The following is a 15,041-nucleotide window of genomic DNA, read 5'->3' on the forward strand; positions in this document are numbered from 1 at the left end:
GATGGTGCTGCCGGTGCTTCGACTTCGATTTCGCCTTTGGTTGGGACTCTAACGTCGGCTTCGTGTGCGGATGCGGCTCACCCTGGGGCAGCGGCTCTGTAGTCTGGGCTGCGGGCAGTGGCGGAGGAGAAGTGGTACGTCCGCGTTGCGGCGAGTCCTGGCCTTCGCCGAAGTGAAACGTCTGCGAGGCTTGCGCGTAAGCGGTGGTGGACAGCGACAGTGCCATCAGTAACAGGAATTTTGAAAGCTTCATGCGTGTTCCCTATGGGCGGACGCTTCAGGATAACGCAATGCGCCGCTTGCGCCGCCTTGTCCTGTACATTGCTCGCGTGGTCGATCAGGTGTGCGCGGTGTTCAAAACTGCATAATGCGCCGCTTCAAGGGTCCGTCGTGTCCGCCGACCCTCGTAAAAAGCGCTAGACCGAACTGGCCAGGCGTCAGCCCATCCTTGCAAAAGAGTATGAACGTTCGTCGTGAAATGGCCGCCGAATATTGCTCGTGATTTGCGAATTCGCGGACACTGTCGGTGAGAGCAAAGCGCTGTGGCATGTCCGTATGGCGTTTCCCCGCGTCTCGTGCGCCTGATCAAGTGTGACGGACAGGGCCCCGTCGCTTCATCCCCACGGCCGCTTCTTGCGCACAGCGCAGCCATTCGTTATTATTTTTATAACGAATGGAGAACAGCATGCCTACGCTGCACCCGGGCCTTCCGGAATTGAATCTGCCTTCGCGTCAGGGTGGCAGTCCGTCAGTCAGTTCATGGCTGCTGTCCTATCCGATGTTTCGCGACGCTCTGCAACGAGAGGAAACGGATTTTGTCGCACTGCCGTCGTACGTCAGGCTTCCCGTTCTGAGAAGGATGACGGAGCCGACGGATGCGTCGTCTGCCCGGTGGGCAGATCTGGGTGGGGTGCGCGCCTCCTATATCGAGCTCTGTACATCCTGTGTTGCGGACGTCGTGCGGGATCACCTGTCGGCCGGTGCAAACAAACCGGAGACTGCCGGTGAAGCCGCGGACGAACTTGAAACGCTCTGTTCGATATTTCCCGCGGCCCGGGTGCCTCTTGTGGCGAGACCTCCGTGCCTGCTCAGTCCAGGCGTGGGCTTTTTCCTCGAGGGTTGGCCACGCTTTCTCGCATACTGGTCCCGCAATGACAGGACGATCCCGTTGCTTGCCGTCGACTGGCAGGCCCTGTATGGGCGCCTGACTGACGATCCGCCCAACGGCGCCAAAGCCGCGGCGAAAATCCGGCCATCGCTTTTCTGCATCGCGTGACGCAACGTAACTGCGTCTGGTCCGCGGCGGTGGGCGCTCCTGCAGGCGTTACATCGGGTCTGGATGTTCTGGAACCTGCTTTTGTCGAAACCAGATGCACTTGTTGGCGGCTCACCGCAGCCTCGAGACGGTAGCGGGGCCCTATTTGTGACAGGCGCAAAAATACCGAACTGAGCTTCCCCTGGGTGTTGTTTTAAGCCACTGCCAAGTTGCCTTGGCCTCGCAAACCCGGTATGTTTACTGTTCCAAAAGTTATGACGGTTTGTGAAAACCCGAGCTTTTGGCGTGTGTTTGCGAACCCACTGCCCGATATGGTCCGTGGGTTCTTTTTTGGTTACTTCGGATCGCGAACGATTTCTGTGCGATTGGGAAAGGCCGCTCGCAATCACGCAGCACGGCTGAACGGGGACAACTGCCTTGATTGGCCGATCCGGGCAGAACGCCCTCGATTGGCGGGCTCCGGATTGCGGGGTATGCTGCCGGGTCAGGTGCCCTTCGCTGCCTTCGAGAGCGCTTCGGCGAGCTTGTCGAAGTGGCGCAGCGCGGCAGGCGTGAGTTCGATCTGCTTGCGCCGGGTGTCCTCGGTGTCGGAGAGGGTGAGCCATCCTTTCTCGCGCATGGACGCGATGCGACCGTGAAGTGTCGCAGGAGAGCCCAGTTCACTGTGTCCAATCATGTCCCGGACCGACAACCGGTCCTTGTTCTGTGACGCGCGAGCCACGAACTCGAGAATCTTCTCTTCAAGCGGATCAAGCGCTGGCAGCGTGGGCAAGCCACGAATGGCTTCGGTCAGTTGCAGGAAACGAAGATAGATGTCTGCAGGTCGTTTCATTGCTTTCGCCCATACGCGATGGGTGCGCACGCCGCGAAGGCGCGGGTCAGCTATGATTGGGGAAGGAAAAGCGAATGGAACAATTATACCGTCACGGGAGCTTGCGCTTACATTTCTGGTCCATAGCTGGCACTGTGTTTGTCTATGCGCTGACGCTCTGGGTCGATGAACTGATCTTCCTGCATGCCGCGTTTCCGCGTTGGGTGGAGTGGATCTATCTTCCGACTGGCATCCGGCTTTTGAGTACGCTGTTGCTGGGCGCGGACGGTGCGATCGGGCTGCTGGTCTCCGCCTTGCTGGTCGATTTCTTTCATTACTTCCCGAACGACCCCGTGCGGGCAATCGCGGGCGCGATCTTCAGTTCGGCCGGCCCGTACGAGGTCTATCGCCTCGCCCTGGAACGCTATGGCCTGAAGGCGTCGCTGACGAATCTCACGCCAAGGCGCCTTATAGTGCTCGCGTTTGCTGTCGCACTCACGAACTCGACGCTGCATCATCTCTGGTTCGCAATGGCGGGCAGTACGCAGGACATCCTGCAGAGTTTCTTCACGATGTTTGTGGGCGATCTGCTGGGCGCGCTGATTCTCATCTATATCGTGAAGGGCACGCTTACCCTGCTGCCCAGACATCCCAGCCAGTCCTCACGCATGACCGACGGCATGTTCAGGATCCGGCTGACCCTCGATCTCGCCTACAACAACCGCCTGGCTTGACGGCAGATATGGGGCGCACGGCCCATCCGGGCTCGAACAGGGCCGTTGAAGGCTCTCACCCTTGCGGGATCGAGGGCGTGAGTCGGGGCAGGCCGCCCAGCATTGGGTGCGCCTGGCGGTCGTCGCGAATCGCGACACTGCAGCCTGGGTGCAACTGGTGCAACACCACGTCGAGACGCACGATGGCGACAATCGTACATAGCGCCACGAGACGGGCTGCGATTGCGCCTCATCGCAACCCCTTCGTCACGCTAGCGTGGAGCCTGATTGTTATATGCATTCGTTAGTGCAACGTGAATGCTGAACATCCCGTTCGTGAGGCGGGAATCGCCTGGCCGTTTCGGGAGCAAAGCCAGCAATCCCTTTATCGCATACAGCATGATTAGCGTTCCGGTGAGGTCGCCCACAAACATGCTGAACAGGCTTTCGAAGAAATGCTCGGTCGCACCGGTCAACGCAAACCAGAGGTGATGTAACAGCGGATTCGCGACCGAATACGCGACGGCGAGCACAAGAAGCCGGGTCGGCGTGAGATTCGTCAACGATGCGCGCAAGCCGTAATACTCTCTCGCGAACCTGTAGACCAGATACGGAGCCGCTGACCCAAGTATCGCGCCAGCGATCGCTCTCACAGGGTCATGCGGGAACCAGTAAAGAAAATCCGTTAACAGACCAGCAAGCAGCAAGCCAAGGAAACCGTCGACACCAACCAGTAGCGTGCTCAAAAGCCGTATGCCGGAAGGAAGGAATATCCAGTTGATGCCCCGTACAAACGAGGTATGCGCAAACACCTCCTGATTGATCCAGAGTGACGCCACAAACGCTATCAGGGTGGCCGCGATCGACCAGAAATGTATACGTAAGCTCAACATTACGATGAACTCCCTTTCCCTTCGGACTATGACTGGCCAATCATAGCGCCCGCGTGTGATTCTGCGAAATGCATCTTCAACAGCCTATGCGCAAGCTGAAGGTTAGTGCCCGGGTCGCAATGCTGACCGCTGCGAATCTCGCGATGCGTGAAGTCAACGCAACCAGAGACAACATCAGGAGAGTTGCGCGAGAGGAGGGGCATCATCGCGGATGGCATGGTTATCATCATGCCGGTGATTACGCATTCCGCGGGGTTCTATCATGATGGTATTCGCGGACACAGCATGCTGCGTGTCGTTGGAGGAAACAGGTACGCCGCGTGCTGTCATGCATGTGTAATGGCTTCGAATCTGGGGCACAAATGGAAATCGACACCACAGGATGGTTCCCGTCGGACGACTATGCGCCGGCCCGGGAGGGCTGGTACGAAGTCAGGCTCACGACCGGAGATACGGCATTCTCCCGGTTTATCGACGGACATTGGACGGAGCAACCCGTGCTTCTGTTCACTCACTGGCGTGGTCTGAGTGGGGATCCGGGGGACTCGGCCGACAGCGAGCACATGGACGCGCAGGCTGCCGCCGCACAGGGCGTACGAGCGGTGTGGAACGCGTTTTTCCCGGCAGTGGGGGATACGCATCCACTCAAGAAATAGCTGCTGTCACTTGCCCATGCAGCAGAGCCGTCATTTGGGCGAAATCGATGCATGTCGCACGAACAGCCTGAATTTCCAGAGAGTGATCCGATCTGGGCAGAAGCAGGGTGCTCGAAGCAAGCATCCGCGCGAGGAGACGCGCGCAGGGAAGAAGAATCCTCAAGAACTTCCTCTATGGTGCGACGAACTGATCTTACCCCCGCGGGTGACGGGGTACCTTGAGCGCCATTCGTTGTAGACGCACCTTCTACTCGCATTACGAATTGCGTCGTTCACGTTGCCGAAACTCAGAAGGTGTCAGGGAGAATCGCCGCCGGAAGATCTTTGCGAGACGATCCCCGTTTGTCCAGCCGCAACTTTTCGCGATTCTGTCGATTGAGAAATCGGTCTCTGCCAGCATGCGCGAGGTCAGATCAAGTCGTGCCTGCAGCAGGTACTCGGAAGGCGTGACGCCTATTTCCTGCTTGAAGCATCGAAGGAAATTGCGCTCGCTCATAGCCGAGATGTTGACCGCGTCGCTCACAGATATCGGCCGATTGCAGTTCTCCTTAAGCCAGCGCGCGGATGCACGGACCTTCTCAATTGCAGTGTCAGCTCGCGCGTCAGCTATTAGAGGGGTAAGCGTTGCAAAACCATTTGCAGAGAGCTTGCGTGAGATGTCTCTCACTGCTTCCGGACCGAGATCCCATCCGACAAGCGCAAGAGCCGTCCTGGTCGGTTCATAGCGATTTCCCCGGCTGGTGGGAATTTTTGTGAGAGACGCATCAGAATCGAGTTGAACCAGACTGCTGTGGTACGAGTCGGAACGGAGCTGCATCATGTCGATCAGATCCGCGGCCTTTCCAATTCCGGAAACGATTTTCGTTGCCGGAATGGTGACCCGAAGCCATTGTCGAACACGCTCGTCGCGCGTCACTTCGGTCAAGTCGCTGCCGTCCGCGATAAACAGTGCATCAAAGCCCACACTTTTCGTCGTGTCGCATTCCTGTGTCCACACGTTGACAGAGGACGAGCACTCAACATCGCCACCCTGTGCGGAATATAGCTTGACGTCATAGAATAATCCGCCATTGCATTGTTGCTCCGCGATTTCATTGGCTAGCTGAAAGATCTCAGGAACGACTCCGATCGAGAGTAGGGAAAAGCCTCTGTAGAGCAGCACGCCGATGCTTCTCGTGGCTCCGGATTTCGGCCCTCTCGCGCCAGAAACGACATTTCCCCTCTCAGCCCCCCCGGCACCGATGTCGCCCATCTTCATCCCTCTACTGTTATCAGGTGCTTGAAATTGATATAACCTGTGACGACGACTTAATTTTCATCGCGAGGCATCATACATGGGCTATTAAATTCGTCGGATGCTTGGCCGATCAGACCAATATATTGGCGGTTTAAAACACATGCATTGCAACGGGTTCTGTCTCGCTGGAACATCTACTGCCTGCACAACAGTGTGCCATGCGATGTGCACGACGCAATTGCATAGTTTTGGCGGAAACGGATAACGTATTGTCTGGTATGAATCATGTCCATCGGTGAAGTTCATGGCATAGTCAGAGAAGAATCGGGAAAGTTAGAATCGTAGAAAAGTATCAGGAACACAGAGAAAAAGAATGTCCTTTCGCCTCGGCAATACTGGCCTTCGTGACGTTAAAGTATTCGAGCCGCAGATCGAAGCCCGATCGACAGGCGCGTTCTTTAGAAGCTTTGATCAAGACTGGTTCAATGCGAACGTCTCCTACGGGTATCTTTTCACTCATGATGAGCAGGCCGTTTGCCCGCATAATGCGTTGATCGGACTGACCTACCAGGTTCAAAGTCCGCGCGGCGTTGTATTGAGAGTGCTGTCCGGCGAAATATACGCTGTGGCTCTCGATCTGCGTCGTACGTCAGTTGCTTTTGGGCGATGGACGGGCGAGTCCCTGTCAGCATCAAACTGTCGCCAGCTCTGGATACCGCCAGGATTCGCGCATGGGTACATCGTTCGATCAGACGTCGCGGAGGTGCTTTCAAAGGCATCCTCGGCGCGTCTGGCTGATTCGGAGCGCACGATTTGCTGGGATGACGCAGATCTCAACATCGATTGGGGTATTGCGGGATTGCCTGTCACAGACAGGAGGCAGCGCAATTGTGTTGACTTTAATGTTGCGGAGTACTTTTAGGACAACGAGTTCGCATCGCGTGACGACCGATCGGTAAAGAGGCCGCGTTTAAGATGCCAACTCCTGGACGGTGCGTTTCCGTTGGCAAGCGATCGTTAGCCGATCACTCATCCATGACTACAAGCTCTACGGTATGAGCCATTCAATCGATCTCACGAAAACAGCCGACCATGACTGGCGGTCGGATGCAGGCGCGTGTCCTGAAGTCGCAGGCGACGCGCAGTTCTATAAATTCAGCGCTGTAGAGGTCTCTTGCGCGGCACTCTTTGAGCGTTGGTGTGCGGAGCGTAGTGTGATTCCACTTGCGTATCTGATGCATGTATGGCCGATCGCTAGACCAACAGATCTGGAGATTCGACAGGTCGGCGACTCGATGGCGGAACTCTTGCGCGGACACGCAAACGTTCTCGACATCGAGGACAAGATGCTAATCAATAGGACACTGTTGTCGGTTCAAGCTGTGCTAGACATTTAACGTCGTCTGGTATTAGCGGCACGCGGGATGGACAATATGGGGGGAGGCTTTGACGGGGCGCTATCACGCGTCTCTGGGCGGCATACCATACCAAATCTCGGATCCGATTGGTGCGTGTACGTAAGAAATGATGTTTGACCAACCCCTTTCCCCGAAAGTTGCTCGATACCGGGAAGACCGAAAGCAATGGAAATTTCAGGAAAAAACTCTTCCTTCTGCTTCCGTATTCCCGAAAATGAATTCGACGATTCAGTTTATATGGCTCACTATTCGAGAGATCTCTATGTCTTGCTATCTCGCATGGACTCGGAAGCGATGGTAGTCGCCTTCGAGATACCGAGAGTCAAACTGGCGAGGAGTCGCCGGTTGTCAAGTGAAGCACTTGTGAGAACCGCGATCGGACAGGGAATAAGGGATGGGGTGTTTGAGTCGGTCGGCAACTCGTGGCGGGAGTTCGACCTGGACTCGCCAACATGGACTGGTGATCTCCTGGCAAGCGACCTTCCATAGCCGTCACGGCACTTCTAGGCGAACGCGCCGTGCTGCACGGAATCACATCATTTGACTGCTCGAAGCGCGCATCGCGTAGTACGGACCGCTGCTCAGCGCATGCAAGGGAGCAAGAGACTCTCCTTCGGAGAGCGGCTTGTTCATGTGGACGTCCGCTCCGCATTCCAGACCTGAGTTAATTACACCGCATGCGGTCTGAGCCGAAGTGAGCAAGACGATTGGCCCGACGAATTCGCGTCGGGCGAGATATCGCAGTGTCTCATATCGTTGGCGGTCCGGTTCACTCCAATCAATCAGGAAGAGGTCAATTGACACGTCTTCAAGCAAGCGTCGTAGCCCTTCATCACTCCTGGTCCCGAAACATAAGTGCCCCACGGAAGAAAGTATTTGAAGGGTATGGTCAAGTTCGCCAATGTCTGGCTCGAGGATTGCAATTGTCATGGTAGACGTTGATAGCCGGTGCGACTTGTGGATTGTCGAAAGGGGCATCTGGATGCGGTCCGCTGTACCGGCATAGTGCAGGATTGATCAGTCGCACCGGACCCATGGCGCCCACGCAGCTTTCACCCGTAATCACGCGGAAACGTTCCGTTAGGCGGCCCCATGGGACCCACAAAACGGGGTCCCGATTCCAACCACAATGCATAAGATAGGCGAAATCCCTCGAAGCCGGTACGTCAATCTCTACCTGATTTCCGCCACTCTCCTGGCATTCGCGAGTGTCTTCATTTCCGCAAACGACGCGGGAATCTCCCGTTTCGCGTTGCACGGCACAGACCGCCGCCGAACCGGCATTTATGCTGGCGGGCCCCATCTGCCGCAGGATTCCGGCAAAAAGGGATGCTACCCAACCGTATGACCGCGCCTGGTCCTATACTCCGTCGGTGTCGTGGAGAGATGTTTGCGGAACAGTTTCGCGAGCCGTCCGCCAGTGCCAAGCCCGCATCGTCGCGCAATCTTGTCGACGGGTAGGTCGGTTTCGACCAGCAAGCGACAACTCATATTGATCCGCATATGGAGCAGGTAGTCCGAGGGAGTGATGCCCATCTCGATCTTGAAGCGACGCAAAAAATTGCGCTCGCTCATTGCGGCGACCTGTGCCGCGTCTTCTATCGTCACCTGGCGATCACCATTGGCTTCCAACCAATGTACGGATGCCTGGATGCGTAGGCTCACCCGGCCTGAGACATTCGTGCGGATCGCCGCGGTAGGACCGGTCCGCGGGTGACGCGGCATGACCTGGCTTGCCACCTCGCGTGCAAGATCGCTTCCGAGATCCAGTTCGATCAGCAAGAGTGCCTCTCGCAGGGGGGCAGTGTTCGTGTCCGCGAACTCGTTTTCGATAAGGCAGTCCCGAGCGTTTGTTCGCATCGCGCAATCTAACGCGCTGCCCGCCCACTCGATTCCTGCCGCTTCTAGCAGCGCTCTGCCTTCCCCGATCGGAACGACAGCCTCGCAGCGCGAGCATTCAAGGCGCAGCCAACGTAACACGCGCTCATCGCGCAGCACGTGTCGCAGCGCAACTCCGCCCGCAATGAACAGCGTGTGAAATTTTCCGGCATGATGCCGATCCTCAACCCTGTCCGTCCAGACAGACACGGAGGATGAACTTTCGACTCGCCCGCCGGTAATGGATAGCAGGGAAACATCGTATTCGGCATGTCCATTGCCGGCATAGTTCGCTTGTGCCAGCGCATTGGCTGACTGAAACAACTCAAGCACGGACGCCAGTCCGGAAAGCGAAAAGCCGCTACAGAGGAATGCTCCAATCTTCCTGACTGTGCCCGGTTCGGGCGAGGCACAAAACTCCACGACGCGACTTCGTTGACCGCCACCTCCGCACTCCATCAGTACCCCGCTTTTCAATGGTCGTATTGGCTTACGTTGAGTCGAATACCCAAGCCAATGGAAAAAGAAGAATCACCACACGTTCGTGAAGTGTCTGGCGGCATTCGCCGCAAGTTGAACGCACTGCGCAGATTCAGAAAATATTTATGTATCTATTTTGAACTGAGATCGGATCATAAGCAATAAATATGCTATTCGCCACTATTGCTCGATAACTTTCGGGAAATGTGGCCCACCCAACAGTCAATGTGTTGAAATGCCTTATTGTGAGTGGAGATCAGGACACGCAAACGTTTGGGGGAAGGTCATTGAACATGTAAAACAACTATCAATAGAATAGACAACGTCAATTTGCTTGTACGCACACATTGACGGCAGTCGCCACGCTGAAGCGCTTCTTCATCCGCATGCCATCGCTGCTTTTCAATGGAGTAATGCGTATCAGAAAGTCGTAAGTGGAAATATGCATTTTGGGTATGCCAATCGGCGCGAAAAGTATCCAGAAAATATCGCGGCAATTTATTCCAGCCGCATGCTCGCAGCCCTACGACAGTGGCGAGAGCCAGGTTGACCAGGGAATCAGCAAGCAAGGCAACCGGAGAGTGCGCGCGTTACTCATCGAGATGGCGTGGTGCTGGCTTCGCTTCCAGCCCGACAGCGCGCTCACTCGTTGGTTCAACGAGCGCACTCAGGGGACCGGACCAAACCGCCGCGCACGGCGCCTCGCCATAGCGCTATCGCGCGGCGCCTCGCGATAGCGCTATGGCGATATCTGAAAGACGGCGTTATTCCCGAAGGCGCAGAGCTGAAGTCGACGTAATCCCTTCAGGTTTAGTCGGCAAGAGGTTAATTTGCGTCAGTCGCGCGTAGAAGAAACAGTCTGAATTGGACATGCCCGAACCATTGCCAGGTTGCTGATACAACCGATGCCTGAGATGGGGCATGTTCCCGGTAAGCGATTCCGGCGTAACGCGCATGCAGGATGAGGCCGGTCACCGCACCGGCGGATAGAAGGCGGTGGGACACTGGGTCTCACGAGCGCAACGATTCGGGCTTCGAACGAAAAAATTCCTCTGGCAACACGGGTATCACCTTCCTGGCAAAGACGCCTGGAGGAACATGGCGGAAATTCCCAATCCAGTCAAAAATGACCTTGACAGAGTGCGCTTCTGCGGTCATCTGTTACCGGCACGACCACTTACACTTGCCGATGCGGTGGCAAGGCAGTTCAGGCTTTCTGGCATAGCGCTGAAAGCCATCTGTATGAGGTCATCAAGGGAAGTGTTCACCCCGGGGGCGAAGCCACGCACACGCTCGGCACGTCCGTGAGCGCATGACGGGCTTCGGGCAAACTACGGAAGATCAGCAACGCTGGCAGGGAAAAAGGGAGCGGCCTTACATCATCGTGGGAGGGGCGGGTGTCTCTGCGGGAGCGCGTTCCTACCATCGGCGCTCACATGACGTGAGTGGCTGCGGCGAAAACCGACGGGAAGCTGTCGTTGCTCAAGGTGTGCAGGCACGTGAGTGAGTCCACGCCGCGTACCGGTTTTTCGAGCACCAGGCTTGCACCACACTGCATGCCGGAGTTGATCACGGAATCAGGAGTATGCGGTGCAACGCACAACACGACGGGTACACCGGGCGCGCACTGCGAGAGGTGGGTAAGCGTCTCGTAGCGCACACCGTCGGGATCCGTCCAGTCGATAAGAAACAGATCGACCGACACGTCGTCAAGCACCCGCCGCACGCCGTCATCGCTCCTCACTCCGAAACACAAATGCCCGGAGGCAGAAAGCATTTCGAGGGTTCTGTCTAACTTTTCGGCATCGGATTCAAGGATTGCGATTTTCATAGGTCATTGGCACCCACAGGTGAAACGTAAGGCGGTGTTTCATCAACCGCCACACGGACCCGCTTGATAATGCCCTTCCGGAAGGACCGTGCGCAATTGAATACCAGGGAGTCTACGCGATCTCGACCGTAAAAAGTGTCAGAATTAACAATTCCTGGGAATTCTCCTGGGGCACTGCCGAAAACCCTAAATTTTTATCTCCGGATGCCGATAGCACACCGATGCCACACATTTGTCGTAACAAGCAGGATTCGCTATTTCTCATAATCTGGGAATGTCCGGCACCGAGCATCGCGGACAATCGAGCACGCGGTTTGCCCCTGCACCGATATTCCATGGGGCGCTCCTCTCCGTATTGAAGAAGACTCATCTCAGGTTTGCCGCGTTGTTGGAGAGGGGCGGTTTATCTGATGTCGCATCGGCATCCTTACGAATGTGGGTTGCCGGCTGCTGCTTCGCCGATTGTTCAATCTCGCGCGGCGTCAGCCGCTCGCCTTGAGTTGGGCGCGTTGACAGAGGCCGTCATTCGGTGGCATTGCAAGGCAAAGTGCGGCCGGATTGGATCGGGTAGCACAGAAAGGACCGCATGCGCTGCGGCTTGCCCCGCAACTGCCGTTCGCGCCCGCGCATGGGTTGTTGACTGATTTCGTTCCGATTACACGCGCTCGAAGCATTAACGAGCACTTGCTCCACGCCGGAACACTTCATACTTTTCGCCTTCGCCGCCCGGATGACTGCGACAACCTTCCGTGGCGCTCCTACGCAGCGTTGGATTCGAATGCTGGCGTCCGCTGCAGGAAGCTTTGACACAGCCTTCTCGCGGCGCTCTTGCCGCAGCATCTCCAGCCTCACTGCCATTTCGTCCGCGGCGCCACCACACGCGCTGCTCGCCGTGCAGCGCCACGAACGCCTCGTCCAGGCGCTGCATGCATCCTTGGCTCGCGCCGGGCAACCCTGGCGCACTGCGCGATGCCGGCACCGAGCTTCGTGCGCCAGCGGCGGGCCTTGTCGCAGGCCTATGGCTACCTCCCGCTCAAGCCGCAGTTGCTTGACGTCGCGCAAACCGACTTGAGCCAACGCTACAGGCGCACCGCGTAGTCGATGATTCAGCTCTGGGGACACGTGGCCGTGATAGCGCGGCCTGTCTTTCTTATTCCCGCCAGCCCCGGGCAATGTGATAAAGCTACGATCGCTGGCCGCACGTTATTTTGGAAATATGCGAATAGCATACCGCGGATTGCCCGCCTTCAAGGGATAACAGGATTGCATAAAATGCAGAAAGCATGTGTGTGACGATCGAAATTAAATGGAAGGGCGTCAGTTAGCATTCGGCAGGTAAAAAATACAGGAAATCTCTTCAGGGTCTATGCGTAGTAATCGCTAACGCACTGTATTTAAATGCTTTTACTTGATATCGAAAATTTGTGCTTTCCTGCTGATTAGTTCCAGTCCGACAAGACGTGTAACTATTTCGCCATCGATGGCGGGAAATGACTGTAAGTTAGGTACGATAGTGCCTTCTAGGAATTCGGCTCAACGAAAGCCGAAAATAGGTCTAATATCGGGGTATGCGATGGGGAATTTCGTTAGTCACAGTATTGCTCGCGGTGGCCGCTCAGGCGAAGTTCCAGTTCCGAGGTTGAGAAAGAGGATAATTTTTCTTCTCTTCTCAGGATTTCGCCTCCCCGAGGTTGCGACGGTCCTTGAGGTATTCCATGCAGCCAATCGCAACTCCTTACCCCATGATGCGAGGAGCGTCCAACCGCTCTACGACGTTCAGCTAACGTCCCTCCAGGGCGGCCGACTCGAGAGTTCATCGTCGGTGTCTGTCTGGACCGAACCTCTCGAACAGACGGATGAGAGTGGGCCAATCGATGCCCTGTTCATCGCCGGACCCGGAAACAGTGCGCTGTCTGGCAACGAGACGACGTTGGAGCGCATCCGGATTGTCAGCAGCCAGGCCGCCAACCTGATCCCCATGTCAGACTCGAAGGCGCTGCTGACAATCGCCGGGGTTTCAGATCAGTCGGGCCAGTGGCCCGCCGGCAGAAACGCCGACGACGGTATCGCGCGCAGGGCCGCTCACGCCTATATCGAACCATTCAACGGGCCAGTCCAGCGTGCGCTACAACTCATCAGGCAAGACCTTGGCGCGACTATTCCGAGGGCGATTACCGATATCACGGTGCCCGGTCGTCAAGAGATCGGATTGATGTCAGCAGCGCGTGAGCGCGCGTCAAGCAGTGCGAGCGAACGCATACTCGAGTCTGCCCGATGGATCGAAGAAAACGGCGAAAGATCAGTCTCGATTGCAGAGGTCGCGCAAATTGCAGCGATGAGCGAGCGCAACTTTCTGCGCCGGTTCAAGATCGAGATCGGCATAACTCCTTCCGAGTACCTCATGTACTCCAGACTGGAGCTCTGCTGCCAGCTGCTGGTCGAAACCGACTTGCCGGTTGAAAAGATTGCCCGCCGCTGCGGACTGAGTGGTGGTGGCTCTCTTTCAAAGCTTTTCCGAAAGCACTTTTCACTGACGCCAACTGAATACCGAGAGAAAAAGAAACTAGCGTGACGCAGCGACTCGCTTTGCGGGCGGTGTTGGTATGCGTCGCTTTTTTTGACGGTTCGCTGCAGCTTGTTAAATTTCCGGCTCGTCTCCGAGACCGATGCGCGCCCGGAGTCCGGTGAGGGTTTCCGCACAGGAAAAGGTGCGGTCGATCGTCGTTCAACCTCCTGATCGCTTCCGGTCACGCTCCATATCGGAATGCTCCACACGGTACTCGGTTGGCGTGAGTTGAAGATGTTCGCGAAAGAGTTTCGATAGTCTGCCCCCGCCGTTTATCCCACTGCGTCGCGCAATCTTTTCGACCGGAAGACGGGTTTGCGCAAGAAGCCGACATGCCATGTCGAGGCGAACTTTCAGTAGATACTCCGAAGGCTTCATTCCCACCTCCTGCTTAAACCTGCGCAGAAAATTACGACTGCTCATAGCGGCGACTCGCGCTACCTCGTCCAGCGAGATATCCCGATTGCCATTCGCACAGATCCAATGTGCTGCATCCTGAATCGGTTGGCTGAGTGTCGCTGCGATGCCGCGTCGGATGTCATCCGTCAAACCCGGGCTGAACTGCGGATCTATGGACTTCGCAATTTGCGTCGCGATAACATCGCCGTGTTCGCCTTTGATGACCGCGACCGCAGCCGAAATCGCACCGTCGGCGGAGATCACCTGAGTCTGGCGATTCTTGCAGGGATGACTGTTCAGGCTCGCAAGTGCGATATCGTGTGTCAATCTTCCCAGCTGTGCGAGGGCAACGCTGCTCTCGCCAATCGCGACGAGCAGATCGCAGTTCTCCTGCACGCGATGCAACCACCTCGAAAATTGATTGTTTCGCAGTAAGTCGCGGATTCCACTACCACCGGAAAGGATAATCGCGCGGAACGAGTCCGCGGCAACGAGGCTCTCAACGCTATCCGTCCAGACACTTACCGAAGACGAACTGGTTATCCTGCCGCCCGCCGAAGAGAGGAGTCGTACGTCGTACCGGACGGCGTGTGTCTCATGCCTCGTCATGGCCGCGTTCAAGGCACGGAAAGCTTCGACAATGATAGCCATATCGGCCAGTGCAAATCGATCACATAAGAAAAGACCGATTTGCCTTTGCTCGCCACCTTGGTATTGGCCCGGCTGCAACGTCCCGGAATTCCCGATCAAAGGCCCCATCTTCATCCCATTTTATTGAAAATTCTTATGACCAACCCGACCTTCGGCCTCACGACCTGATCATCCTACGTAGCGAAAATTGTCGAAATGCGACTGTGGCGAGATCAGTCGCAGTTTTGTCTGT

The 15,041-nt window shown here is 56.3% G+C and carries 12 protein-coding genes and 1 pseudogene; 7 read left to right on the top strand and 6 right to left on the bottom strand.

All coding sequences use genetic code 11. The annotated features are described in order from the left end of the window. Positions 1–685: 685 nt before the first annotated feature. A complete protein-coding gene (locus tag AB4Y40_RS33840) occupies positions 686–1,276 on the top strand; it encodes a hypothetical protein (protein WP_368691540.1) in 591 nt (196 codons plus the stop codon). Positions 1,277–1,760: 484 nt separating this feature from the next. Here AB4Y40_RS33840 and AB4Y40_RS33845 read toward each other — a convergent pair whose 3' ends face one another. After that, positions 1,761–2,108 carry a winged helix-turn-helix domain-containing protein gene (locus tag AB4Y40_RS33845; protein ID WP_368691541.1) on the bottom strand — a complete coding sequence of 116 codons (348 nt, stop codon included), beginning with the start codon at positions 2,106–2,108 and terminating at the stop codon, positions 1,761–1,763. Positions 2,109–2,182: 74 nt separating this feature from the next. On the opposite strand from AB4Y40_RS33845, the gene AB4Y40_RS33850 reads away from it, so the two are divergent. After that, positions 2,183–2,821, top strand: a complete 639-nt coding sequence (locus AB4Y40_RS33850; protein WP_368691542.1) for a hypothetical protein — start codon at positions 2,183–2,185, stop codon at positions 2,819–2,821. Between the two features lie 251 nt (positions 2,822–3,072). Here the strand turns inward: AB4Y40_RS33850 and AB4Y40_RS33855 are convergent, their stop codons facing one another. Then, complete coding sequence (locus tag AB4Y40_RS33855; protein ID WP_368691543.1) at positions 3,073–3,693, bottom strand: hypothetical protein; 621 nt, start codon at positions 3,691–3,693, stop codon at positions 3,073–3,075. Between the two features lie 362 nt (positions 3,694–4,055). Here AB4Y40_RS33855 and AB4Y40_RS33860 point away from each other — a divergent pair, with 362 nt between their 5' ends. After that, the gene (locus AB4Y40_RS33860; protein ID WP_368691544.1) at positions 4,056–4,349 is read left to right on the top strand and encodes a hypothetical protein; all 294 of its coding nucleotides are present in this window, start codon (positions 4,056–4,058) and stop codon (positions 4,347–4,349) included. Between the two features lie 256 nt (positions 4,350–4,605). On the opposite strand, the gene AB4Y40_RS33865 is transcribed toward AB4Y40_RS33860, so the two are convergent. Continuing rightward, on the bottom strand, positions 4,606–5,607 hold the full coding sequence (locus tag AB4Y40_RS33865) for a helix-turn-helix domain-containing protein (protein WP_368691545.1): 1,002 nt from the start codon (positions 5,605–5,607) through the stop codon (positions 4,606–4,608). Between the two features lie 352 nt (positions 5,608–5,959). Here AB4Y40_RS33865 and AB4Y40_RS33870 point away from each other — a divergent pair, with 352 nt between their 5' ends. Next, positions 5,960–6,508, top strand: coding sequence for a dTDP-4-dehydrorhamnose 3,5-epimerase family protein (locus tag AB4Y40_RS33870; RefSeq protein WP_368691546.1), 549 nt, complete (start codon positions 5,960–5,962; stop codon positions 6,506–6,508). A gap of 133 nt (positions 6,509–6,641) precedes the next feature. Then, positions 6,642–6,983 (top strand): hypothetical protein, encoded by a 342-nt coding sequence (locus tag AB4Y40_RS33875; protein ID WP_368691547.1) that lies wholly within the window; start codon positions 6,642–6,644, stop codon positions 6,981–6,983. A gap of 1,353 nt (positions 6,984–8,336) precedes the next feature. On the opposite strand, the gene AB4Y40_RS33880 is transcribed toward AB4Y40_RS33875, so the two are convergent. Next, positions 8,337–9,215, bottom strand: coding sequence for a helix-turn-helix domain-containing protein (locus tag AB4Y40_RS33880; RefSeq protein ID WP_368691548.1), 879 nt, complete (start codon positions 9,213–9,215; stop codon positions 8,337–8,339). A gap of 665 nt (positions 9,216–9,880) precedes the next feature. On the opposite strand from AB4Y40_RS33880, the pseudogene AB4Y40_RS33885 reads away from it, so the two are divergent. Further along, positions 9,881–10,161, top strand: a pseudogene (locus AB4Y40_RS33885) (transposase); the annotation flags it as partial. A gap of 633 nt (positions 10,162–10,794) precedes the next feature. Here the strand turns inward: AB4Y40_RS33885 and AB4Y40_RS33890 are convergent. Further along, positions 10,795–11,193 carry a hypothetical protein gene (locus tag AB4Y40_RS33890; protein ID WP_368691549.1) on the bottom strand — a complete coding sequence of 133 codons (399 nt, stop codon included), beginning with the start codon at positions 11,191–11,193 and terminating at the stop codon, positions 10,795–10,797. Positions 11,194–13,015: 1,822 nt separating this feature from the next. Between AB4Y40_RS33890 and AB4Y40_RS33895 the strand changes: the two genes are divergently transcribed. Continuing rightward, on the top strand, positions 13,016–13,765 hold the full coding sequence (locus AB4Y40_RS33895; RefSeq protein WP_368691550.1) for a helix-turn-helix domain-containing protein: 750 nt from the start codon (positions 13,016–13,018) through the stop codon (positions 13,763–13,765). 153 nt (positions 13,766–13,918) lie between these two features. Here the strand turns inward: AB4Y40_RS33895 and AB4Y40_RS33900 are convergent, their stop codons facing one another. Next, a complete protein-coding gene (locus tag AB4Y40_RS33900; protein WP_368691551.1) occupies positions 13,919–14,923 on the bottom strand; it encodes a GlxA family transcriptional regulator in 1,005 nt (334 codons plus the stop codon). Positions 14,924–15,041 lie beyond the last annotated feature (118 nt).

It is taken from the genome of Paraburkholderia sp. EG287B (assembly GCF_040965595.1).
Lineage (GTDB): Bacteria > Pseudomonadota > Gammaproteobacteria > Burkholderiales > Burkholderiaceae > Paraburkholderia.

Bases quoted from the DNA above. Each gene is read 5' to 3' on its own strand.
- AB4Y40_RS33890 (WP_368691549.1), bottom strand. From the start codon at position 11,193: ATGAAAATCGCAATCCTTGAATCCGATGCCGAAAAGTTAGACAGAACC.
- AB4Y40_RS33875 (WP_368691547.1), top strand. From the start codon at position 6,642: ATGAGCCATTCAATCGATCTCACGAAAACAGCCGACCATGACTGGCGG.
- AB4Y40_RS33850 (WP_368691542.1), top strand. From the start codon at position 2,183: ATGGAACAATTATACCGTCACGGGAGCTTGCGCTTACATTTCTGGTCC.
- AB4Y40_RS33845 (WP_368691541.1), bottom strand. From the start codon at position 2,108: ATGAAACGACCTGCAGACATCTATCTTCGTTTCCTGCAACTGACCGAA.
- AB4Y40_RS33865 (WP_368691545.1), bottom strand. From the start codon at position 5,607: ATGAAGATGGGCGACATCGGTGCCGGGGGGGCTGAGAGGGGAAATGTC.
- AB4Y40_RS33870 (WP_368691546.1), top strand. From the start codon at position 5,960: ATGTCCTTTCGCCTCGGCAATACTGGCCTTCGTGACGTTAAAGTATTC.
- AB4Y40_RS33860 (WP_368691544.1), top strand. From the start codon at position 4,056: ATGGAAATCGACACCACAGGATGGTTCCCGTCGGACGACTATGCGCCG.
- AB4Y40_RS33855 (WP_368691543.1), bottom strand. From the start codon at position 3,693: ATGTTGAGCTTACGTATACATTTCTGGTCGATCGCGGCCACCCTGATA.
- AB4Y40_RS33900 (WP_368691551.1), bottom strand. From the start codon at position 14,923: ATGAAGATGGGGCCTTTGATCGGGAATTCCGGGACGTTGCAGCCGGGC.
- AB4Y40_RS33840 (WP_368691540.1), top strand. From the start codon at position 686: ATGCCTACGCTGCACCCGGGCCTTCCGGAATTGAATCTGCCTTCGCGT.